Source organism: Streptosporangium becharense (assembly GCF_014204985.1).
Classification (GTDB): domain Bacteria; phylum Actinomycetota; class Actinomycetes; order Streptosporangiales; family Streptosporangiaceae; genus Streptosporangium; species Streptosporangium becharense.
Genome location: NZ_JACHMP010000001.1, coordinates 19,939 through 41,899, shown reverse-complemented (window position 1 = coordinate 41,899; position 21,961 = coordinate 19,939). Strand labels below are relative to the sequence as shown.

The 21,961-nt window shown below is 72.5% G+C and carries 24 protein-coding genes; 12 read left to right on the top strand and 12 right to left on the bottom strand.

The annotated features are described in order from the left end of the window. Positions 1-340 precede the first annotated feature (340 nt). The 4 genes from F4562_RS00210 (at position 341) to F4562_RS00195 (ending at position 3,367) form a co-directional block, all read left to right on the top strand. Positions 341-1,126 (top strand): thioesterase family protein, encoded by a 786-nt coding sequence (locus tag F4562_RS00210; protein ID WP_184548432.1) that lies wholly within the window; start codon positions 341-343, stop codon positions 1,124-1,126. Between the two features lie 192 nt (positions 1,127-1,318). After that, positions 1,319-1,660, top strand: a complete 342-nt coding sequence (locus tag F4562_RS00205; protein WP_184548434.1) for a hypothetical protein — start codon at positions 1,319-1,321, stop codon at positions 1,658-1,660. A 136-nt stretch (positions 1,661-1,796) separates the two neighbouring features. Next, entirely contained in the window at positions 1,797-2,543 is a 747-nt protein-coding gene (locus tag F4562_RS00200) for a DsbA family protein (protein ID WP_246473311.1), read from the top strand. After that, positions 2,540-3,367 (top strand): cytochrome c biogenesis CcdA family protein, encoded by an 828-nt coding sequence (locus F4562_RS00195; protein WP_184548436.1) that lies wholly within the window; start codon positions 2,540-2,542, stop codon positions 3,365-3,367. Before F4562_RS00200 ends, F4562_RS00195 begins: the two co-directional genes overlap by 4 nt. A gap of 70 nt (positions 3,368-3,437) precedes the next feature. On the opposite strand, the gene F4562_RS00190 is transcribed toward F4562_RS00195, so the two are convergent. Further along, entirely contained in the window at positions 3,438-4,064 is a 627-nt protein-coding gene (locus F4562_RS00190; protein WP_221207913.1) for a CGNR zinc finger domain-containing protein, read from the bottom strand. An 88-nt stretch (positions 4,065-4,152) separates the two neighbouring features. On the opposite strand from F4562_RS00190, the gene F4562_RS00185 reads away from it, so the two are divergent. Beyond that, positions 4,153-4,935 carry an MBL fold metallo-hydrolase gene (locus F4562_RS00185; RefSeq protein WP_221207914.1) on the top strand — a complete coding sequence of 261 codons (783 nt, stop codon included), beginning with the start codon at positions 4,153-4,155 and terminating at the stop codon, positions 4,933-4,935. A gap of 219 nt (positions 4,936-5,154) precedes the next feature. On the opposite strand, the gene F4562_RS00180 is transcribed toward F4562_RS00185, so the two are convergent. Together F4562_RS00180 and F4562_RS00175 are read right to left on the bottom strand one after the other, a co-directional pair. Beyond that, positions 5,155-5,790, bottom strand: coding sequence for a class I SAM-dependent methyltransferase (locus tag F4562_RS00180; RefSeq protein ID WP_184548440.1), 636 nt, complete (start codon positions 5,788-5,790; stop codon positions 5,155-5,157). A gap of 97 nt (positions 5,791-5,887) precedes the next feature. Beyond that, complete coding sequence (locus F4562_RS00175; RefSeq protein WP_184548442.1) at positions 5,888-6,907, bottom strand: NAD(P)/FAD-dependent oxidoreductase; 1,020 nt, start codon at positions 6,905-6,907, stop codon at positions 5,888-5,890. A 228-nt stretch (positions 6,908-7,135) separates the two neighbouring features. Here F4562_RS00175 and F4562_RS00170 point away from each other — a divergent pair, with 228 nt between their 5' ends. From F4562_RS00170 to F4562_RS00155, 4 genes are all read left to right on the top strand, one after another. Then, positions 7,136-7,723: a helix-turn-helix domain-containing protein gene (locus F4562_RS00170; protein WP_184548444.1), complete on the top strand. Its 588-nt coding sequence runs from the start codon at positions 7,136-7,138 to the stop codon at positions 7,721-7,723. 152 nt (positions 7,724-7,875) lie between these two features. After that, positions 7,876-9,216 (top strand): alpha/beta hydrolase family protein, encoded by a 1,341-nt coding sequence (locus tag F4562_RS00165; RefSeq protein ID WP_221207915.1) that lies wholly within the window; start codon positions 7,876-7,878, stop codon positions 9,214-9,216. 69 nt (positions 9,217-9,285) lie between these two features. Further along, positions 9,286-10,674 (top strand): sensor histidine kinase, encoded by a 1,389-nt coding sequence (locus tag F4562_RS36145; RefSeq protein ID WP_184548446.1) that lies wholly within the window; start codon positions 9,286-9,288, stop codon positions 10,672-10,674. Beyond that, entirely contained in the window at positions 10,671-11,288 is a 618-nt protein-coding gene (locus F4562_RS00155; RefSeq protein ID WP_311734287.1) for a response regulator, read from the top strand. The genes F4562_RS36145 and F4562_RS00155 overlap by 4 nt, the downstream gene beginning before the upstream one ends. 12 nt (positions 11,289-11,300) lie before the next feature. On the opposite strand, the gene F4562_RS00150 is transcribed toward F4562_RS00155, so the two are convergent. The 3 genes from F4562_RS00150 to F4562_RS00140 all read right to left on the bottom strand — a co-directional run bounded on the left by F4562_RS00150 (position 11,301) and on the right by F4562_RS00140 (position 13,270). After that, positions 11,301-11,747, bottom strand: a complete 447-nt coding sequence (locus F4562_RS00150) for a RidA family protein (RefSeq protein ID WP_184548448.1) — start codon at positions 11,745-11,747, stop codon at positions 11,301-11,303. A 100-nt stretch (positions 11,748-11,847) separates the two neighbouring features. Then, on the bottom strand, positions 11,848-12,585 hold the full coding sequence (locus F4562_RS00145) for a sulfite exporter TauE/SafE family protein (RefSeq protein ID WP_184548450.1): 738 nt from the start codon (positions 12,583-12,585) through the stop codon (positions 11,848-11,850). 49 nt (positions 12,586-12,634) lie between these two features. Beyond that, entirely contained in the window at positions 12,635-13,270 is a 636-nt protein-coding gene (locus F4562_RS00140; protein ID WP_184548452.1) for a TetR/AcrR family transcriptional regulator, read from the bottom strand. Between the two features lie 130 nt (positions 13,271-13,400). On the opposite strand from F4562_RS00140, the gene F4562_RS00135 reads away from it, so the two are divergent. Beyond that, positions 13,401-14,363 (top strand): ATP-binding cassette domain-containing protein, encoded by a 963-nt coding sequence (locus F4562_RS00135; protein WP_375782505.1) that lies wholly within the window; start codon positions 13,401-13,403, stop codon positions 14,361-14,363. After that, positions 14,360-15,187, top strand: a complete 828-nt coding sequence (locus F4562_RS00130; RefSeq protein ID WP_375782503.1) for an ABC transporter permease — start codon at positions 14,360-14,362, stop codon at positions 15,185-15,187. Before F4562_RS00135 ends, F4562_RS00130 begins: the two co-directional genes overlap by 4 nt. Positions 15,188-15,223: 36 nt before the next feature. Here F4562_RS00130 and F4562_RS00125 read toward each other — a convergent pair whose 3' ends face one another. The 3 genes from F4562_RS00125 to F4562_RS00115 all read right to left on the bottom strand — a co-directional run bounded on the left by F4562_RS00125 (position 15,224) and on the right by F4562_RS00115 (position 17,885). Continuing rightward, positions 15,224-15,952 carry a DUF8817 family protein gene (locus tag F4562_RS00125; protein ID WP_184548463.1) on the bottom strand — a complete coding sequence of 243 codons (729 nt, stop codon included), beginning with the start codon at positions 15,950-15,952 and terminating at the stop codon, positions 15,224-15,226. 133 nt (positions 15,953-16,085) lie between these two features. Beyond that, a complete protein-coding gene (locus F4562_RS00120; RefSeq protein WP_221207916.1) occupies positions 16,086-16,766 on the bottom strand; it encodes a YqjF family protein in 681 nt (226 codons plus the stop codon). A 150-nt stretch (positions 16,767-16,916) separates the two neighbouring features. Continuing rightward, positions 16,917-17,885, bottom strand: coding sequence for a helix-turn-helix transcriptional regulator (locus tag F4562_RS00115; RefSeq protein WP_184548467.1), 969 nt, complete (start codon positions 17,883-17,885; stop codon positions 16,917-16,919). Positions 17,886-17,948: 63 nt separating this feature from the next. Here F4562_RS00115 and F4562_RS00110 point away from each other — a divergent pair, with 63 nt between their 5' ends. Further along, positions 17,949-19,214 carry an epoxide hydrolase family protein gene (locus tag F4562_RS00110; RefSeq protein ID WP_184548469.1) on the top strand — a complete coding sequence of 422 codons (1,266 nt, stop codon included), beginning with the start codon at positions 17,949-17,951 and terminating at the stop codon, positions 19,212-19,214. A gap of 33 nt (positions 19,215-19,247) precedes the next feature. On the opposite strand, the gene F4562_RS00105 is transcribed toward F4562_RS00110, so the two are convergent. From F4562_RS00105 to F4562_RS00095, 3 genes are all read right to left on the bottom strand, one after another. Further along, entirely contained in the window at positions 19,248-19,976 is a 729-nt protein-coding gene (locus F4562_RS00105) for a GntR family transcriptional regulator (protein ID WP_184548471.1), read from the bottom strand. Positions 19,977-20,024: 48 nt separating this feature from the next. Next, entirely contained in the window at positions 20,025-21,026 is a 1,002-nt protein-coding gene (locus F4562_RS00100; protein WP_184548473.1) for an acetylxylan esterase, read from the bottom strand. Positions 21,027-21,089: 63 nt separating this feature from the next. Further along, positions 21,090-21,911: an amidohydrolase family protein gene (locus tag F4562_RS00095; RefSeq protein ID WP_184548475.1), complete on the bottom strand. Its 822-nt coding sequence runs from the start codon at positions 21,909-21,911 to the stop codon at positions 21,090-21,092. Positions 21,912-21,961: the final 50 nt, after the last annotated feature.

Here is a 21,961-nt window from a genome sequence, read left to right as displayed (position 1 = left end):
GGCTGAGAGCCCACGCTGAGCCCTCAGCGGGCATGCCGGTGCACGGTGGAACGGCCCGGCCCGCCGACGGTGCACCACGGAGGGGTCGCCGTCGGGCCGTCGCCGTCTTGCCTGCGATCCGGCTGCCGCTTGAGTCTCCCGCCACCTCGGCCGAACACGCAACGTATCTTTCCGGTTACATTGAGTAACTCTATTGAAGGCTCCCAGGGTCCGCCCGAGGAGGGCGGGAAGGGCTCGCCTCCCGCGGCCCGGCCTGGAACGCGAGACCCTCGGTCCCGCCCCGGGCCGGGTCGCACCGGGCCGCCGAGGCGCCGGTCGTGCCCTACCCGAAGATTGATCCATGAACGACATGCCCGACGCCTTCTACCTGCCCGCCGGTGACGACGCCTACGAACCGACGCGTGCGACCGAAAGCCCCTGGGACGCCGAGGCTCAGCACGGTGGGCCGCCCGCCGCGCTGCTGGCGCACCTGATCGACGCCACGGCCGACCCCGGGACGCGCCTGGCCCGGATCTCGGTGGACTTCCTCGGCCCGATCCCGCGGCGCCGGGTCCGCGTCGAGGTGTCCCCGGTGAAACCGGGCCGGCAGGTCCGCCTGTCCGAAGCCCGGATGATCGTCGACGGCCGTACGGCGGTGACCGCCCGCGCCTGGCACATCGCGACCGGCCCGAAGCCGCCCGCCGACGGTGAGTCGCTCCGGCCGCCGGCGCTGCCGAACGCCGGAGCCGAGCAGCGGTACTTCCCCGGCCTGGCCGACTGGGGGTACGGCCGGGCCGTCGAGTGGCGTTTCACCCGCGGCGACTACGAGACCCTCGGCCCGGCACAGGTGTGGACGCGCGTGCGCCTCCCGCTGATCGCCGGGGAGGAGTTGACCGGCCTGGCCCGGACGCTGATCGTCGCCGACTCGGCCAACGGCCTGTCCGCGACCCTGCCGCTCGGGCAGTGGCTGTCCATCCCGCCGACCATGACCACCACTTTGCTGCGCGCACCCGAAGGCGAGTGGGTGCACATGGACTGCCGCACCCACCTGGCCGCCGACGGACTGGGACTGGCCCACGCCACCCTGTGCGACCCCGAAGGCTATCTGGGGGAGGTCGCCCAGCCGCTACTGGTCCGGCAGCGCTGAGATCCGGGACCGACGCCCGCACCACCCGCCCCCGGCGGTGAAGGGGCATGCGTCGCGTCGTCCGGCCACGCGCGGGCGGACGGCGCGACCATCCGGAACCGGGCCGTACGGCACGCCGTGAGTCCGACATTGCTGATTTTCTCTATAGTGGGAGCCGGTCAGCGGAAGGGACGCGAGGGGGGCGAGTGGAGGATGAGACGCCTGCCGTCCGCTCTCCTGACGCTCGCCCTGCTGGCCTTCGCCCTGATCGTGGTCTGGCCGCCCGGCGCTGAACGGGCCGATGCCCCGGGCCCCGGCGTGTCCCGGGTCGTGGCCGCCGGATACGACCACGCCCCGGCGGCACCCAGGTGCTCGGACCGCGAAGTCCCGGCCGCGCAACCGCCGGCCGCTCCGCGCCTGACAGCCACGTTCTCATCTCTGGCGTGCGCGGTGCACACCGCGCTCTCCTCCCATCGGCCGGACACCCCGCCCGTCCGGGCGGGGCGGCGCGGCCCACCGCCCGACCTGCACAGCCTGTCGATTCTCCGGATCTAGAAACGGCGCGGACGCGCCGCCGGCCGACCTGCGGCGTCCCCTCCTGTGATTCCTCGCCCCCGCCGGGGTGCGAGTGTTCCGCCGTTCTCTCGCGCGGCCGTCCGTCGCCGCGCCCGTTCACCTTCCGGAGACATCCATGTCCTCATCCGCCGACCGCCGGCTCATCGTAATGATCATGGTCGTCGTGGCCTGCGGGCTCGCGCTGGCCGTCCTGTCGACCAGCAACAGGAAACCGGCCGCCTCCCCGCCCGCTCCGGCCGCCTCACCCGCCGCGTCGGGACCGGCGAGGACCCCCTCGCCCCAGGAGGAGGCGCTCTCCCAGCTGGCCAGGCGCAAGGACGGCGACCCCTTCGCGGCCGGACGCCCCGACGCTCCGGTCGTCCTCATCGAGTACGCCGACTACCAGTGCCCCTTCTGCGGGCAGTTCACCCGGGACATCGAACCCGAACTGATCAAGCGATACGTGGACGCGGGGACCCTGCGCATCGAGTGGCGCAACTTCCCCATCTTCGGCAAGGAGTCCGAGGCCGCCGCCCGCGCCGCCTACGCGGCCGGTCTGCAGGGGCGGTTCCGGCAGTTCCACCGCGAGGTCTACTCGGTGGATCGCAAACGCAACAGCGGCGCCTTCGCCGACGACAAGCTGGTCGCGATGGCGCGCGAGGCGGACGTTCCCGACCTGGCGCGGTTCCGCCGGGACCTGAACTCCGAAGCCGCCCGCGACGCCGTCGTCGCCGACCAGGCGGAGGGCACGCAGATCGGTGTGCCGAGCACGCCGGCGTTCCTCGTCAACGGCCGGCCCATCCTGGGCGCCCAGCCGCTGGAGACCTTCGTCGAGACGATCGAGCAGGAGGCCGCCAAGACCGCCGGCACGGGAACCTCATGAGCGATCTCGGCTACCTGACGGCCTTCCTGGGCGGCGTGTTCGCGCTGTTCAGCCCGTGCAGCGCCTTGTTGCTGCCGTCGTTCTTCGCCTACTCCTTCACCAGCCCGCAACGCCTGTTCGGCCGCACCGCGCTGCTGTACGGCGGGCTCGCACTCACCCTTGTCCCGCTCGGCGTGGCGAGCTCGGCGGTCGGTGCCCTGCTGTACGGCCACCGGGACACGGTGGTCGCGGTGGGTGGATGGTCGATCATCGCGCTCGGCGTGGCGCAGATCCTCGGGCTGGGCTTCGCCGTCCGGCCCGCCCGGCCGGCGGGACGGCTCCGGCCCGACTCCGCGCTGTCGATCGTGGCGCTCGGCGCGGTGTACGGTCTGGCGGGATTCTGCGCCGGGCCGATCCTCGGCGGCATCCTGACGGTCGCGGCGCTGGGTGGAGCCCCGGTGTACGGCGGCGTCCTGCTGGCCGTCTACGCCTTCGGCATGGTGGTGCCGCTGTTCGGCCTCGCCCTGCTGTGGGACCGTTTCGACCTCGGGCGCCGGCGCTGGCTGCGCGGCCGGCCGTTCTCGCTCGGGCCGCTGCGCCTGCACACCAACTCCCTGCTGTCGGGTGCCTTCTTCATCGCCATCGGCACCGTCTTCCTGGTCTTCGACGGCACCTCGGCCCTGCCCGGCCTGCTCAGCGTGGACCAGGAGTACGCCGCGGAGCGGTGGATCCGCCGGCTGGGTGCCGCCGTACCGGACGCCGCGCTGCTGAGCGCGGTCGTCATCGTGATCGTGGCGGTCCTGCTCGTACGGCACCGGAGACGTACGCGGCGCGACACTCCGTAGCGGGCGTGGCGCCCCGTGGCGGAACGGCGCGCTACGACCGCCCCCCTGGAGCCGGCGGACCGGACGCGCTTCAGTCCGCCCCGGGGTGGGTGCGGCGGGCGTAGGCGCGGGCCGCGCGGGCGCGGTCGCCGCAGCGGGTGGAGCACCAGTGCCGGCGGCCGTGCCGCAGCAGGTAGCGGCTGCAGGGGGCCGAGCCGCAGGCGGCGAGGCGTTCGGCCTCGGGGCCGGTAAGCAGGTCGGCGGCGTCGGCGGCGAGGACCGCGAGGGCGTGGTCGACGATCTGGGTGGTGGGGTGGGAGGCGGCCCGGTACAGGCCGCGGGTTGGATCCCAGTGCAGCAGGGAGGCCGCGGGGGCCCTGGTCAGTGCGTCGTTGACGGCGGCGAGCGCACTGGAGGGGGCGGGGCGCCCGTCGACCCGGGAGGCGAGCAGGGCCCGGATCTGCTCGCGCAGGGAACGCAGCTGTGCTGCGCACATCTCCTGGAGCCCGAGGTCCGCCGGAGCGAGCCCGCGCTCGACCAGCCACTGGCCAGCGGCCGCGGGCGTGCCGAGGAAGTCGAGGAACTGCCCGCCGGGCAGGGCGACGGTGCTGTTGGCGAAGTCGAGCGCGAGATGGCGCTCCGCCCCCGGCGCGGGCGGCAGGACTTCCGTCTCCGGCGAGGGCGGCGCGACGGGCTCGGCGGTCAGGGTCTCCTCCATGCCTCTCATGTTATGAGTTGCGGCCATCCGTGAGAAACGACTACCGTGTATCACGGATAAACCACTTCTCATCCGTGAGGTTTTCACCTTGGCCATCAACGCGACCGATCGGCGGATCCCCGTCCACGTCTTCGGCGGCCCGACCGCCCTCATCGAGTACGGCGGCCTGAGGTTCCTCACCGACCCCACCTTCGACGCCCCCGGTGACTACCCGGTGCCCGGTGGCCCGCTCCTGGTCAAGACCGCGCACCCCTCCATCACACCTGCCGAGCTCGGTCGCGTCGACGTCGTCCTGCTCTCCCACGACGAGCACTCCGACAACCTCGACCACTCCGGCCGGGCCCTGCTCGCCGACGTGCCCGTCACGCTCACCACTCCCGGCGGCGCAGGCCGTCTGGGCGGCACCGCGCGGGGCCTGGCGCCCTGGGAGTCGATCGAGCTGGACCGCCCCGGCGGCGGCACCGTGACCGTGACCGGCGCACCCGCCCTCCACGGCCCCGAGGAACTCGGGGCCGAGGGTGTCAAGGCGGTCACCGGAGAAGTCGTCGGCTTCGTGCTGACCGCGGCCGACCTGCCCACGGTCTACGTCAGCGGCGACAACGCCTCCCTCACCCTGGTCGAACAGATCGCCGAGCGGTTCGGGCCGGTGGACACCGCCGTCCTGTTCGCCGGGGCCCCCCGCCTGCCGATCTTCGACGGTGCCCTGCTCGTCCTCGACAGCGCCATGGCCGTCGAAGCCGCCAGAATCCTCGGTGCCCGCAGGGTGGTTGCCGTCCACTGTGACGGCTGGGCACACTTCACCGAGGGTCGAACCGAGGTGGTGGCCGCCTTCACGGCCGCCGGGATGGCCGACCGCCTGCAGGTGGACTGAGCGGCTGCCGGCCGGCCGCCGGCCCGAGTCACCGGCGACGCCCACAACGTGCTGACCGATCACATCCGGAGCAGCCTCCACCGGCGGAGCAGCGCCGTCGGCCCGTGCCCCCCGAACGGACCGGGACGCAGGCGCCTCAGCCGCCCCGCACCGGGCGGACGCGCAGGCGTGGAGGAGCGCGCGCTTCCCGCCGGCGTCGGCGGAACCCGGCGCGCAGGCTCAGCCGCGCAGGCGCCGGACTTTGAGGACGTTGTCCGTGCGGGTCGCCGGTCGCCCCTGCGGGTCGTTCTGGGTCCGCTCGTACTCCTCGCAGAGCTGCACCTCCCACTGGCCGTCCGGGAGTTCGAGCGACCGCAGGACCTCCTGCGGTGTGGGGAGGTGCACGCCCGGATGCGGGTCGCTCTCCCAGGGCGGGGGAGCCGCGTGCCCCACGATGAGCAGCGTCCCGCCCGGGGCGACGGCCGAGGCGGCGGTCCGCAGGATCCGTTCCCGCGGCATGTCCTCGTAGGAGTGCAGGAAGTGGGCGGAGACGAGGTCGAAGACACCGGTGGGGAAGGAAACCCCGAGGTCGTGCCGCTGCCAGTCGACGCGGTCGGCGACACCGGCCGCCGCCGCCTGCCGGGCCGCCCGGTCGAGGGCGACCTGGGAGATGTCGACGGCGGTGACCCGCCACCCCCGCCCGGCGAGCCAGATCGCGTCGGCTCCCTCACCGCATCCCAGGTCCAGGGCGGTGCCCGGCTCCAGTCCGGGGACCTCGCGGACCAGGATGAGGTTGGGGTTCCCGCTCCAGATCCGGTCGTTCTCGGCGTAACGGGCGTTCCAGAAGTCCTCGCCGGAGAGGTTGTCAGTCGTCATCGTGCTGTCCTCCAGTGTGTTCTCGTGAGGGGGGAGGCGCACCGGTGCGGCCGGGCGCCGGGCGTGCTCGCGGGCGTCACGTCCCGTCCGCGCCGGGTCACGTCCCGTCCGCGCCGGAGAGGGCTCGTCGGGCGGCGACGGCCAGCCGGGTCTCCTCGGCGATCAGGTCGGCGTTGATCGCGGCGCCGGCGCGGACCCCGGCGGCGGCGGCCCCGATGACCTGCTCGTTCAGGGTGGTCACGTTGCCGGCCACCCACACTCCGGGCACCCGCGTCGCGCCGGACGGGTCCGCGTCGATGCGGGTCCCGATGACGTGCCCGCCCATCTCCAGGTCGACCGCCTCCAGGCCGAGGCCGGTCAGGACGCCGGCGCGGGCGGTGAGACGCGGGGCCACCGCGAGAGCCTGACAGGGGATCACCCTGCCGTCGGCCAGGGCCACACCGGTCAACCGGTCGTCCGTCACCTCCAGTGCCGTCACCTCGCCGTCGACGACCGTGATGTCCCGTGCCTCCAGCCGTTCGAGGTCGTCGGCGCCGAGCTCGGGCGTGGTGTGCAGCAAGAGCGTCACGTCCTTGCTCAACTGCCGCCACAGCAGGGCCTGGTGCACCGCCAGCGGCCCGGTGGCCAGCACCCCGATCGCCTGGTCGCGCACCTCCCAGCCGTGGCAGTACGGGCAGTGCACCACCTCGCGGCCCCACCGCCCGGCCAGGCCGGGGATCTCGGGCAGTTCGTCGAGCAGGCCGGTGGTCACCAGCAGCCGGTCCGCCACGACGGCCGACCCGTCCTCGAGCGCGACGCGGAAGCCCCCGTCGTCCAGGCATCCGACCGTCGCGACGGTGCCCGTCGCGATCTCGCCGCCGTAACCGGTCACCTCCGCGCGACCGGCCTCCAGCAGTCGCGCGGGCGGCATCCCCTCGCGCGTCAGGTAGGTGTGGACGCCCGCCGCCGGGGCGTTGCGCGGCCGGCCGGCGTCGATCACCAGCACCGAACGGCGGGCCCGCGCCAGGGTCAGCGCACCGCTCAGTCCCGCGGCGCCGCCTCCGACGACGACCACCTCGTAGCGCCGCTCCCGGCCCGCCGGGGTGACGGTCACCGTCTGCTCCGCCTCTGCGGTCATGGGTAGTACCTCCGTTTCAGGAAGAGGATCCATGCACGTCCCGGCGGATGACAAAGTTCGTTGCCAGGACAGCAAATCGTGGGGAGGGCGGGCGACGCTCTCACCGCGGCGCCCGGTTCGCCGCCGCCGTTCTCCGGTTGATCGGTCACCGCGACCGCCTCCATGGCGAATATGCGAGCTCTCCGGCATTTTCCGCAAACTTATTTGCCGATATGGCAAACTGGCGGCATGGACGACGATCTCGACCAAGCACTCGGCGCGGTCGGCCCCCGGCTGCGCGCGCTGCGCCGGCAACGCGAGACCACGCTGGCCGACCTGTCGGCGGCGACCGGCATCTCGGTGAGCACCCTGTCGCGGTTGGAGTCCGGCGCCCGCCGCCCGACCCTCGAACTGCTGCTTCCGCTGGCCAGGGCCCACGGCGTCACACTCGACGAACTCGTCGACGCCCCGCCCACCGGAGACCCGCGCATCCACCTGCGTCCGATCGTCCGCGACGGCATGACCATGCTGCCCCTGACCCGCCGGGCCGGCGGCATCCAGGCGTACAAGCTCGTGCTCTCACCCGGCGCCCGCCCGGGAGAGCCCGACCCGCAGACCCACGAGGGCTATGAATGGCTCTACGTCCTCAACGGACGGGTGCGGCTCATCCTCGGTGAACACGACCTGGTGCTCTCACCCGGCGAGGCGGTCGAGTTCGACACCCGCGTGCCGCACTGGTTCGGCCCCGCCGACGCCGAAACGGTCGAGTTCCTCAGCCTGTTCGGCAGGCAGGGGGAACGTGCGCACCTGCGTGTCCGTCCCAAGGCGAAAGACTGACCCGGACGCCCCCGCCGGACGCCGTGCCCCGCGGGCAGGCCGGGGGAGGGGCGGGTGGTGTGAGTTTTGTCATCGGCCGGCGGTGAGGAACGCACCTGAACCGGTGATTACCGGCACTGTCCCGCGTCCGGATGACACCGGACGCTGGGATCATGACGATGTCCGATCACCTGTACGCGGTTCTCCGGCCCCGGCCGGCCGAGCGTGAGCCCGGCCCGATCCGGCGGGGAGCCGCGATGCTCCGCCGCGCCGTGCCGGCGGCGGTGCTGGGGCTGGCGCTCACGGCCGCTCCCGCGCTCGCCGGCACCGGCGACGCCCGCCCCACCGCCGCCGGAACGACGCCGACTGAGGGCACCGGCACCGGCGCCGGTCTCACCGCCGGACAGGCGGCGCCCGTCCGGCTCACGCTGCCGGAGCCCACCGGCCCGCTCCGGATCGGGACCGTGTCGCTGCACCTGGTCGACCGCTCACGGCCCGACCCGTGGGTGCCCGCCAAGACGTCCCGGGAGCTGATGGTCCAGCTGTGGTACCCGGCCGAGAAGACGACGGCGCATCCCCGGGCCCCGTGGTTGTCGCCCAAGGTGGCGCAGGCCGTCCTGTCCGGCCTCCCGGCGGGCACCGTACGCCTGCCGGTCACCCACGGGCGGGTGGGAGCGCCGGTGGACCGGAGGCGGGGGCCCCGTCCGGTGGTGCTCTTCTCGCACGGCTTCGCCGCCGACCGCGCCTCCGGCACCGCCCTGGCGGAGGACCTCGCCAGCCACGGTTACGTCGTCGCCACCGTCGACCACACCCACGACGCCGCGGCCGTGGAGTTCCCCGGCGGGCGGCTGGAGACCCATGCGGTCAGCCCGCCGCCGGACTTCGACAAGCCGGACGACCCGGTCGCCACCAAGGCGGTGGCCGTCCGGACCGCCGACACGCGTTTCGTCATGGACCAGTTGACCGCGCTCAACCGCGGACACGCCGTCGACGCCGGCCGCGGGTCTCCGCCGAGCGGGCTCCGCGGCATGCTCGACCTGTCGCGCGTCGGCATGTTCGGGCATTCGCTGGGCGGCGCCACCGCCGCCGCGACCATGCACGCGGACCCGCGGATCAAGGCCGGCGCCAACCTGGACGGCGCGATGTTCGGACCGGTCCTGCGCGCGGGACTGGACCGGCCGTTCCTGCTGGTCGGCAGCTCGGAGCACGGCCGGGACAACGACCCGGGCTGGGCGGCGCTGTGGTCCCGCCTGCGGGGCTGGCGGCTGGAGCTGCGACTGGACGGCGCGGGCCACAGCTCGTTCACCGACCTTCAGGTGCTGCTCCGGCAGCACCCGCTGGGACTGCCGCCGGAGCAGGTGAACGAGATGATCGGGAAGATCGACGGGCCGCGTTCGGTGCTGGTCCAGCGCGTCTACCTCCGCGCGTTCTTCGACCGCCACCTGCTGGGGCGGCCGGGCCGGTTGCTCGACGGGCCGTCCAAGCGCTGGCCGGAGATGCGGTTCACCCGGTAGCGCGCCGTACGCCCGGCGCCGACGGCGTCCGCGGGAGCGGTTCACGGGCACGACTGCCATGATGACGACGTGGGCGGGAGCAGGATGACGGACCGGTGGCGGCGGCGAAGCCAGGCGGAGCGCTGGGACCTGGGGACCCGGATCATGCTCTGCGGGACGTACGTGTTCGAGCCGGTGTGGAGTGCCACCATGCTCGGCCCCGAGGTGGGGGTGTTCGCACGATGGGCGATGCTGATCTGGCTCACTCTGCACGCCCTCGCCTGCGCGCTGCTCGTCCACGCGGGAATGGACCACTACCTGGGGCGCCGGCCCCGGCCGGTGAGACTGATCGCCCTCGTCTGCGGGCTCACGGTCGTGGGCGTGGTGGCCGGGGTCGCGGCCTACCCGGACGCGCAACCCGGCCATCCCGACGGTCCTGCCTCCGGTCTGGTGGTCGTCATGGCGCCCGCGTTCGTCGCCGCCGTGTCGGCGGCGGTGTCGCTCCCGGTCACCGCGGGCGTGCTGGCGGCGGCCACGGTGACGAAGTTCGCGGTGTCCCGGATTGAGGGCGCCCCCGTCTCGATCGCCCTGCCCGCCGCGATCGGCCTGTGCGGCCTCGTGGCCGCCTGGACGCTCACGTTCCGCGTCTCGACGTGGGGGGTGAAGAGCGTCTGGGAGATGGAGCACTCCGTCAGGCTGCGTGCCCGCCTCGCGGTCGCCGAGGAGCGGCTGCGCTTCGCCCGCGACCTGCACGACGTGATCGGCCGCAACCTGTCGGTGGTGGCTCTCAAGAGTGAGCTCGCCGTGCGGCTGGCCGAACGCGGCCGGTCCGGGGCGGTGGAGGAGATGCGCGAGGTGCGCAGGATCGCGGAGGAGTCGTTGACCGAGATGCGCGAGGTGGTGCGCGGATACCGCACCGCCGACCTCGACACGGAACTGGCCGGCGCCAGGGCGGTCCTCGCCTCGGCGGGGGTGCACTGCCGGGTGGTCGGTGACGGGCACGGCCTGTCCACCGAGGCGCAGAGCACCCTCGGCTGGGTGGTGCGGGAGGGCACGACGAACGTGCTGCGGCACAGCGAGGCGCGCACGTGCACGGTGTCCCTGAGCCGGTCGTCGACCGGCGGCGCCGACCGGCTGACCCTGACCATGGAGAACGACGGGGCGGCGGGCCCGGTGCCCGCCGGCGGGCACCGGCCGATCGGCAACGGTTTCCCCGGGGTGGCGGAACGGCTCGCAGCGCTCGGCGGAAGCGTCACCGCCGGATGGGAGCCGCCCGACCGGTTCCGTCTCACCGCCGAACTGCCGCTGCCCGCGACCGCCTCCGGAGGGGACCCGGTGACCGGCGTGACACCGCCGCCGCCCGTGCCCGCGGGGCCGCTCCCGGCCCAGGGGAAGACGGCGGACACCGGGCCGGGCGTGGTCCCGGAGAAGACCGCGACCACCGGGCCGCTCCCGGCCCAGGGGAGGGAGACCCGGTGAGCGGCGAGCCGATCCGGATCCTGCTCGCCGAGGACGAGCACCTCATCCGGGGTGCCTTGGCGGCGCTGCTGTCCCTCGAAGACGATCTGAGCGTGGTGGCCCAGGCGGCCACCGGCGCCGAGACGCTCGCCATGGCCCGTGTCTTCCGGCCGGACGTGGCCATGCTCGACCTGCAACTGCCCGACCTGGACGGTGTGAGCGTGGCCCGCATGCTCCACGGGGAACTGCCGGGCTGCCGCACCATGATCGTCACGAGTCACGGCCGTCCCGGGTACCTGAAACGGGCGCTCTCGGCCGGCGTACGCGGCTTCCTGCCGAAGACCGTCTCCGCCGCCGTGCTGGCCGACGTCGTGCGCACGATCCACGCCGGGGGCCGCTACGTCGACCCGCAGCTCGCCGCCGAGGCGATCGGCGCGGGCGACAGCCCGCTCACTCCACGCGAGGCCGACGTGCTGGAACTGGCCGCCGAGGGGGCTCCGGTGGAGGAGATAGCCCGCCGGGCGGCGCTGTCGCCCGGGACCGTACGGAACTATCTCTCCTCCGCGGCCGGGAAGGTCGGTGCCGCGAACCGCCACGAGGCCGCGCGCATCGCCCGGCGGTACGGCTGGATCTGACCGGGCGGCGGGTCACGCCGGGCGAGCACCCGGGGCGTCCCCGGGGCCTGGGGCACCGGTGATCACGGCCACCGCCTCGACCTCGACGAGCTGGTCGTCGTAGCCGAGCACCGTCACGCCGAGCAATGTGCTCGGGACGTCGTGCGTCCCCATGTACTCCCGGTAGACCTCCCATGCCTCGACCAGGTCGGCCTGTCGGGAGGAGGCCACGTACACGGTGGTCTTGACGACGTCGGTCAGCGACGCCCCGGCCCCCTCCAGGGCGGTGACGAGGTTGCACATCACCTGGTGCGCCTGCCCCGCGTAGTCTCCCACCGCGACCGTCCTGCCCTCCGCGTCCAGGGGGCAGGCCCCCGCGACCCAGATGGAGCGCACCGGTGCCTCGGCGACCGCCGCGTAGGCGTAGTCGACCGTCTGGGCGAGTTCCCGGTGGCGGATCAGCCGGACGCCCGTGCTCATATGTGTTCCTTCCGGATGTGGTCGAACGTGGTTCCCGAGGTTAACGGTGAGCAGCGGAACGGTTCCACCGGAAATTAAGGCCGGGCCGCGGGCCTGCGGTTCAGACCAGCAGGCGCAGCGCGGCCAGGACGGTGAGGGCCAGGGTGACCCGCTCGAACCACGTCCTGTCGATGCGGCCGACGACCGCGCGCCCGGCCGCGGCACCGGCCAGGACCGCCGGGGCGGTGAACGCGGCGAAGACGAGGGTGGCCGGGGTGATGAGACCGAGCGCGACGCTGAACGGCACCTTGAAGGCGTTGATCGACAGGAAGAACCACGCGCTGGTGCCGAGGAAGCCCAGTATCGGCAGGCCCGCCGCGAGAAGGTACAGGGCCATGATCGGCCCTGCCGCGTTGGCCGTCATGGTGGCGAAGCCGGCCAGGAGGCCCGCCAGGGCGGCCACCGGCCGATGGCGGGCGAGCGAGGCGTCCGGGCCGCGGCGGCGGTTCCACAGGTGGACGGCGGTGATCGCCAGCAGGATCCCGCCGATGAGCCGTCTCATCTGGGCGTCGTCCACCCAGCGGACGACGACGGCGCCGGCGACCACCCCGGCGGCCACCCACGGGAACAGCCGCAGCAACCGGGGCCAGTCCGCGTGGCGTCGGTAGGAGAGCACGGCGACCACGTCGCCCACGAGCAGCAGCGGCAGCAGCATGCCGGTCGACTGCTTGGTCGGCAGGACGAGGGCGAACAGGGCGATCGCCACCGTCCCGGCGCCGGAGACGCCGGTCTTGGAGAAGCCGACCAGGAACAGGGAGAGCAGTACCACCACCCACTGGGCGATGTCGAGGGAGGGCATCATCCTCGCCGGGGATCAAGTGCGGGGGCCGTGGCCACCGGTACGGGAGTCATGAGCCGACGCCGACGCGGGGTTCGACGGACGGTGACCGCCGCGTGTGGACGCCGTTCTCCAGGGTCCGGATCACGGTCGCGGTGGCGACGTGGCGGGGGAGGTTTCCCTTGTCGACCTCCTCCGCCGCGGTGTAGACGAGGCCCCACAGCACCTGCTGGATCCAGCCGGCGCTGACTTCCGGGTCGAAGACGCCCTCGCTCTGGCCGCGCCGGATGAGCACGATCACCGGATCGGGGACGGAGTCCTGGGGACAGTCGGGGTCCTCCGGTGCGGGAGCCGGGTGGTGCTCCTGAAGCATGCGCATGTCACCGAAGAGGAACCGGAGCCGGTCGCCGACCCCCAACATGGCGGCGACGAGCCTGCGCATCCCCTCCTCGGCGGGCCCCCGGTCGATCGCCGCGTCCGTCACCGCCTGCCCCAGCATCTCCAGGGAGTCGTCGATGACGGCCCTGATGAGTTCGTCGCGGTCGGGGAAGTAGCGGTGAAGGGTGCTGCGGCCGACGTCCGCGGCGCCGGCGACATCCGCGAGTGTCGCCGAGCGGTCGCGGGCGAACACGGAGGCGGCGGCGCTCAGGATGGCGCGTCGCGTCCGCCCGCGTACTCCGGACTGCGGCGATGCGGTGTTGCTCATGGCTCGCACCGTACCACTGGCCCCAAAATGCGTATTTATCCTCTCATTATGAGACGTCCGTGTTCCAAAATGGTAATGTTCGATCCCGTCCTGCTCGCAGGAGTGGGATCACGCGTACCGAAAGGGAGTGATCGTGGGATCGTTCGCGATCGTCGCCGAGGGGCTGTGCAAGCGCTACGGCGACACCCGCGCTCTGGACGGGTTCGACCTGCGGGTCCGGGAGGGCACGGTGTGCGGGCTGCTGGGCCCTAATGGTGCAGGCAAGACAACCGCCGTCCGCGTGTTCGGCACACTGCTGCGCGCCGACGGCGGCCGGGCAGAGGTGGCCGGATGCGACGTGGCCACCCAGGCGGCCCGGGTCCGCTGCCGGATCGGGCTGGCGGGCCAGCAACCGGCGGTGGACGAGATCCTCACCGGCCGGGAGAACCTGGAGATGTGGGGGCGCCTGCACCACCTCGGTGCACGGGCCGCCCGCCACCGCGCCGGAGAACTGCTGGACCGGTTCGGCCTGGCCGAGGCGGCGGGAAAACGCGTCAAACACTACTCCGGCGGCATGCGCCGCCGGCTCGACCTCGCCGCCGGCTTCATCCTGGCGCCGCGGGTGCTGTTCCTGGACGAGCCCACCACCGGGCTCGACCCGCGTAACCGCAACGAGGTGTGGCGGGTGGTCCAGGACATGGTCGCCGGTGGCACGACCGTGCTGCTCACCACCCAGTATCTGGAGGAGGCCGACCGGCTCGCCCACCAGATCGCCGTGATCGACGGCGGCCGGGTGATCGCCGACGACACTCCCGGGCGGCTCAAGTCGATGATCTCCGCGGACCGGATCGACCTGGTGCTGCGCGACGCCGCGGACCTGCCCGAGGCCGCACGCCGCACCGCCCGGGTCGCCGGGGCCGAACCCGAGATCGACCCGGACGGGCGCCGGATCAGCGTCCCGGTGAACGACCGGATCACGGCCCTGACCGAGATCGTCCAGGCGATGGCGGCGGCGGGGGTGACGGTCGAGGACGTCACGCTGCGCCGCCCCACCCTCGACGAGGTGTTCCTGCACCTGACCGGGAACCGCGCCGGGCAGGAGGCGGCCGCGTGAACGCGCTCCTCACCCCCACCGCACCCCGGACCGTCCCGGAACGGCTGGGCTGGATGCTCGCCGACGCATGGGTCATCACCCGTACCAGCCTCGTCCACTGGGTGCGCAACCCGCTGCTGATCGTCTACAGCCTGCTCTGGCCGATCATGATGGTGCTGATGCTGGGTTACGTCTTCGGCAGCGCCATGACGGTGGCCGGCGGGGGCGACTACCGGGAGTTCCTGATGCCCGGCATGTTCGGCCAGACGATGCTGTTCGGTGTCGCGGCGACGCTCACCGCCGTCTCCGTCGAGACGGCCAAGGGCGTCACCGACCGGTTCCGCTCGATGCCGATGTCGCAGTCGGGCGTCGTCCTCGGCCGCTGTCTCTGCGACATGATCAACTCTGTGCTGGAACTGGCCTTGCTGGTCGGCTGTGCCCTGGTGGTCGGCTGGACGTGGAACAACGGGCCGGCCGAGGCGCTGGCCGCGTTCGGGCTGCTGTTGCTGCTGCGCTTCGCGCTCATCTGGGTGGGGATCTACATCGGCCTGATGGTCACTCCGGAGGCCGCCGGGGTGGCGTGGATGCCGCTGTACCTGCTCGGCATGCTCGCCAACACGTTCGTCTCGCCCACGCAGATGCCCGCCTGGCTGGGGACGATCGCCGAATGGAACCCGCTGTCGGCCACGGTGGCCGCCTGCCGGGAGTTGTTCGGCAATCCCGGCCTGGGCGGCGACTCCTGGGCCGCGCAGCACTCACTGCTGATGGCGGTGGCCTGGCCGGCGCTGATCGTGCTGGTCTTCCTGCCTTTGTCGGTGCGCCGCTACCGGCGGCTGAGCCACTGACCGGGCGCTCGGTGTGAAGATCTGATACCGCCCTCCTCAGGGAAGCCACTCCTGCAGCTCGGCGAGATGCCCCAGTTCCGACTCGATGCGCTGCCTGTCGTCGGCGGTGAGCTCAAGACCGCGTAAATCGGCGGCCCACGGATCGGTGGGCTCGCCGAGGACCATGGCCAGGTCGATGAGGTGGCACAGTGCGACGGCCCGCGCGGCCACCGGCGCGTCCGCGCCGTGCCTGCGCACCGCGGACTTGAGCGCACGGAAAGCCTGCAGGTCGTCGTTCTTGAACTCACGCAGGATCCGGGCGTTGTCGAGTGCCCTGGCCAGGCCCGTCAGCTTCTTCGAGCCGCCGTACTCCAGTTCGGCCGGCTCGTCACGCTGGATGAATATGATCGAGTTCCCGGACGGATCGATCAGCGTGAACCGGGACGCCCCCGGCCGGTAGCGGGTGATCCGCGGAAGGCCCGAACTCAGCACCTTCCCGTGGACCCGGCGCATCGCCGCGACGAACGCCGCATGGTACGGCGCCACGGCGTCGACCATGACCAGGCACCCTCCGGACTCCTCCCGGGCCGGGTCCAGCCCCTTGGGGGCCGGGCCGAAGTGCAGCTGGAATCCGCTCCACTGCAGCGCCAGATAGACATAGGGCTTGCTCTGTCTGTGGGTCGCCTCGAATCCCAGCGCCTCATAGAACGCCAGAGTCTCTTCCACGGACGCGCACGGCATCAACGGCACCGTCGTCTCGTTCGGCCGAACCTCGGGCTCACTCACGTCAGTCCACCTCCCAGGCCATTCGCCGCGATGCTTGCACCCTTCGGCGAACCTCGCATATGGATCGTTCCAAGGAGCGGGCACCGCCCGGGGCCGGCTTCCACCGTGACGACGGCGCGCCGATGGCCGACGGTCACACCGGGGAACCCCCCTCCTTCACCCGGCTCCACATCCCCACCCGCACCCGCACGCCCGCAGAGGCGTGCAGGATCGGCTCGTGGCCGGGAGCGGGGAGCCCTCCGGCCCGGACGAGGTCCTGGTCGAGGCGGACCAGCCGGACGCGGCGCAGCGGCCACGGCGCGTGCTCGACCTCGGCGCAGGCCAGCCCGCCCCCGATGACCGTGAACAACCGGTAGCGTTCGGTGAGGAAGTCCGTCAGTTCGTCCCGGTCGGAGTCGGCCAGCGACGGCCCCAGTTCCACCACCGCATCGCACCGGGCACCGGGCGGGCCGGGCAGGCGGCGCCGGCAGCGGTAGCCGATCCGGTCGCCCTCGGCCCGCACCGACATGTCGGACCAGTGGTACGGCAACCGGTATCCGGCCCGGCCGCCGAGCATCGCGAAGAGGCGCCCGGCGTCCAGCGACAGGAACCACAGTCCGCCGCGTCCCCGGGCGTCCCGCACGTATGTGCGCACGTTCGTCTCGGGGAACCTCGACATCCACGGCAGCGCCGGTACGCCCGGCAGCCGCACGTCCTCCATGAGGAAGGGGGTCAGGCCGACCCAGGCCGAGCCGTCGAACTCCTCCACCGTGAGCCCGCGGGGCAGCAGCGGCTGCACCAGGGCCGCTGGGTAGCGCCAGTGCACGAAGGTCATATGGGACCACCGGTGGTACATCACCGGCCGGGTGATCCGCGGGGGTCGTGTCGTCCGCATCCCCGGCCTCTACCCGGCTGAAGGGGATCAGGCCTGGCGCGGCGGCACGCCACCGCGCCAGGCCCGCGCCGCCCGCCCGGCGGGGGCGTCTCAGGACGACGGTGTCGCCCGCACGGCGTGCAGGCAGCGGGCGGCCTGGGCACGGAAGGCGTCGGCGAGTGCGGGCGGGCCGCTGGTGAGGGTGAAGTCGGCGTCCACCGAAGTGATCATCCAGACGAGCGCGGACGGGGTCTCGGCGCCGACGTGCAGCAGGCAGTTGCGGTCGTCGACGGCCTCGACGACGCCCGTCCCCGGCCAGATCCGGTCGGCCACGGCCTGGGCGGGTTCGTGCAGGGTGACGGTCGCCTGGACCGGCCAGGCCCGCGTGGACAACCGGTGGGCCAGGTAGGTCGCGACGTCGCCGTCCGGGGGTCGCCTGGGGGCGAACCTCGGACCGGCCGGGGGACGGGGGGTCAGCCGGTCCACCCGGAAGGTGCGCCAGTCGTCGCGGTCGACGTCCCAGGCGACGAGATACCAGTGCCGGTCGAAGCTGACCAGGCTGTGCGGCTCGACGGACCGGACCGTGCCGCCGCCGCGCGGGCTGGTGTAGTCCAAGCGCAGCCGTTCGCGGCGCCGGCAGGCGTCGGCGATCGCCATCAGCGTGTCCGGGCTCACCGCCGGCCCGGCACCGCCGACCCGGACGGTCGCCGTGTGCAGCGTGTTCACCCGGTGGCGCAACCGGGACGGCAACACCTGCTCGATCTTGGCGAGCGCCCGCAGCGAGGTCTCCTCGATCCCGGCCACCGAGCCGCCCGCCGCCGTGCGGAGCCCGACCGTCACGGCGACCGCCTCGTCGTCGTCGAGCAGCAGCGGTGGGAGCGAGGCGCCGGCCCCCAACCGGTAGCCGGCGGTGCCCCGGGTGGCGTGCACCGGATAGCCGAGCTCACGCAGCCGCTCCACGTCCCTGCGGATCGTGCGCGTGGTGACGCCCAGCCGGTCGGCGAGTTCGGCGCCGGACCAGTCGCGACGGGTCTGCAGGAGCGACAGCAGTCTGAGCAGCCGTGCGGAGGTCTCCTTCATGGCGTCAAGACTGCCGGATTCTTAGGACCGAAACTGTCCTAAGGGCGGCATAGCGTCGCCTGCGTGACAGAGCAGCGACAGGGCGTCCGCCCTTTCCGGATCGACATCCCCCAGGCTCACCTCGACGACCTGGCCGCCCGGCTGGCCGGCACCCGCTGGCCCGACGAACTGCCGGGCGTCGGCTGGCGGCGGGGGGTGCCCCTGGGATACCTCAGGGAGCTCGCCGAGTACTGGCGCACCGGCTACGACTGGCGGACGCACGAGGCGGCGATCAACGAGCATCCGCAGTACCTCGCCACCGTCGACGGGCAGACCGTCCACTTCCTGCATGTGCGCTCACCCGAGCCCGACGCCACGCCTCTGGTGCTGCTGCACGGCTGGCCGGGTGGGATCACCGACTTCCTCGACGTGATCGGCCCGCTGTCGGACCCCCGGACGCACGGCGGAGACCCGGAGACCGCCTTCCACCTGGTGATCCCGTCGTTGCCCGGGTTCGGGTTCTCCACGCCGCTGGCCGGGCCGGGCATGGACGCGGCCCGGATGGCCCGGGTGCTCGTGGAGCTGATGTCCCGGCTCGGATACGAGCGGTACGGCGTCCAGGGCTACGACACCGGCGCGTGGGTCGCCCCCCGGATGGGTGCGCAGGCCCCCGACCGCGTCTGCGGTGTCCACGTCAACGCCCTGCTCACCTTCCCCGCCGGGCAGGACGGTGAAATGGACGGCCTGTCCGAGGTCGAGCGGCGCCGCTGGCAGGCGATGCAGGACTTCAACGACGGTTACCTGCAGTGCAACTCCAAACGGCCGCAGACGGTGGCGTACGCGCTGCACGACTCGCCCGTCGGTCAGCTCGCCTGGATCGTGGAGAAGTTCAAGGAGCTGACCGACCCGGCGGACGGGCTGCCCGAGGACAGCGTCGACCGCGACCGCATCCTGACCGACGTCTCGCTGTACTGGTTCACCGGCACGGCCGGGTCGGCGGCGCAGATCTACTACGAGGAGATCTCCGCGAACACCTGGGGCGAGACGGCCGCCGACCGGGACGAAGGCACGGGTGACGGCACCGCGGAAGACGCCGGGGAAAGCACCGGCGGCGGCGCCGAGGACGGCGCGGGCTGGGACGAAGGCAACGGAGGCTGGTCGGCCCTGCGCGGGACGGTGCCGACCGGCGTGCTGGTCTCGGTGCACGACGTCACCGTCCGGCGGTGGGCCGAGCGCGACCACAACGTCGTGCACTGGACCGAACTCGACAGGGGCGGCCATTTCCTCGCGATGGAGGCACCGGACCTGCTGGTCGACGACGTCCGGGAGTTCTTCCGGAAGGTGCGCTGAGGGCCGGCGCGCAGGCCGGCGCGCGGACGCGTTCTATCCGCCGCTCGTCCGTCCGGGTTTCTTCTCGACGCGACGGTCCGGGACCGGGGCACGGCCCGCGGCGTGGTCCGCGAACGCCTCGGCAGCCGCGGCGCCGTCGCCGTCGCGCAGCATCGAGACCAGGCGCCCGTGCTCGTCGGCCATCGCGTGCCAGTCTCCCTCGAAGAGGGGGTCGGCGATGGCGCGGAGCGCGCGCAGGCTCGGCTCCAGGACCTCCCACATCCGGGTCAGGAACGGGTTTCCCGCGATCTGGCTGACCCGGGTGTGGAAGGCTATGTCGGCGTCGCGGAACGCGCTGACGTCGTTGGCCGCCGTCGCCCGGTGCATCTGGCCGACGAGCTCGTCGAGTTCGCGGAGGTCGTCGTCGGTGATGCGCTCGGCGGCGAGCTGGGCGGCCAGCCGTTCGAGCGGTTCGCGCACCTGGCGGGCGTACTCGGCGTCCTGTGTGGAGATCTCGACGACGAAGTTGCCGCGTCTCGGCACGTGCATGAGCAGGCCCTCGCGGGCCAGCTGCTTGACCGCTTCACGAACCGGCGCTTGACTCACACCGAGACGACGTGCGATCTCCGACTCCACCACTCGCTCGTTCGGCGCGAGGTCGCCCTCGACGATGGCCTGGCGCAGCAACTCGTAGACCTGATCGGAGATCAGGGTGTTGCGGAACCGGTCCTTGTTGGTGGCCAGCGTGGAGGCGAAGCCACTCGCTTGCCGTGTCGATGCCATGAAATCCCCATCATGCGATGTCGCGAGCCCCGGGTCCATGATACGCGATCATCGCTTAGCAGGTATCGATGGAGACTCCAGCCGTCGGGCCAGCCAGGCGAGCTTGACGACCTCGTGGTCCGGTCCGCCGCCCTCGTGGTCGTTGAACGGGTACACGCTGATCTGCTTGCTCTCCGGGGGGAGCTCGCAGAGCGCGCCGTAGTGGTTGAACGCCGCGTACACGGTCGAGGGCGGGCAGATGCGGTCCATGAGGCCGACGGAGAAGAGCGTCGGCGCGTTGGCCCGCCGCGCGAGCGTCACGCCGTCGAAGTACGACAGGGTGCGCATGACGGTCGCCGTGTGCTCGCGATGGAGTTTCACGAACCTGGTGACCTCGACGTAGGGCGGCTGGTCGGTGAACGTGGTCGCGCGCGGGAAGTGGCAGAGGAACGGCACGTCCGGCATGACCGCCACGAGGTCGGGCACGAGCCCGGCCACCGCGAGGGCGATGCCGCCGCCCTGGCTGGTTCCGGTGACCGTGACCCTGTCCGGATCCACGGCCGGGTGTGCGCGCACCGCCTCGACGGCGCGCACCGCGTCGGTGAACACGCGGCGGTAGAAGTAGCGGTCGGGGTCGAGGACGCCGCGGGTCAGGAATCCGGGGGCCGCGATGTCACCGCTCGCGGGGTCGGGGTCGGGCGTCCCGGCTCCCTGGCCGCGGGTGTCCATGACGAAGTGCGCGTAGCCCGCGCACGCCCAGAGTCTCTTCTCGTGCGGCACGCCGCGGCCGCTGCCGTACCCCAGATACTCCACGACGGCGGGAAGGGGGCCGCTCTTGGTCGCCGGCAGGTGCAGCCATCCCTTGACGGGGTGGCCACCGAAACCCGCGAACGTGACGTCGAAGGTGTCGATCGTCGCGAGCCCGTTCGCCACCGGCTCGACCGTCGTCGCGAGGTCGAAACCGCGGCTCTCGGTGAGGGTCTTCGCCCAGAACGCGTCGAAGTCCGCCGGCTCCGGCAGGACCGGCAGGTACTGCTCGAGCTGTTCCTGGGGCAGGTCGAAATGAGCCATCGAGCGCACCAATCATCGTTTATCGATCAACTGTCGCATGGAAGCAGGGAGGCCGGATCGTTGTCAACCGGCGCCGTCCAGGTTGTAGACGCGCGAGGCGGTCGCCGTCAGCACGCGTGCGCGCTCGTCGGCCGTGAGCCCGGCGAGCCCGCGTTCGGACAGGCGCAGCGAGTCGGCCCGCGATCCCCGGGGCAGGCAGATCGGCCAGTCGGAGCCGACCACGCAACGGTCGGGGCCGAACGACTCGACCGCGTGGCCGGCCAGTTCGGCCACCCGCTTGTGCGGTACGCCGTGCTGCTGGGTGAGGAGGCCGGAGATCTTCATGATCACGTTCGGCACCCGGGCCGCGCGCCGGACCTGCTCACGCCAGCCGGAGACGTCGCCGGTCAGGAGGTTCGCCGGGTTGCCGAGGTGATCGACGATCACGGTCAGCGCGGGGTGGCGACCGGCGACCTCGGCCGCGGCCCGGAGCGCGTCCACGTGGAGGTTGAGTTCGAGCGCGGCCCCGAGGTCGGCCAGTACGGGGATGAGCGCCCGGGCCGAGGCGGGCGTGGCCTCCCACGAGGCGCCGCCCAGGCGCATCCCGTTGGGCCGGGTCTCGCCCATGAGCTCCCGGAAGCTGGACGGCGGGAGGTCCGCGTGGACGTTGAGGTTCCCGACGTACCCGAGGATCAGGTCCGGGTGACGCAGGCGCAGGTCGCGGAGGAGGAGGATCTCACCGGCGTCCCCGCGTGAGGCCTCGACCAGGATCGTCCCGCTCAGCTCCAGCCCGGCCCCGGACGCGGCCAGGTCGTCGACGGTGAACGTCGTGAAATGCGGTGAGCCGGGCCTGATCCACGGGTATCCACCGCTGGGGTCCCACAGATGGGCATGGCAGTCGATCACATGTCCTCCGTACGCCTCGCCGGTATTGACAGGCCGCTACCGGCTTACGA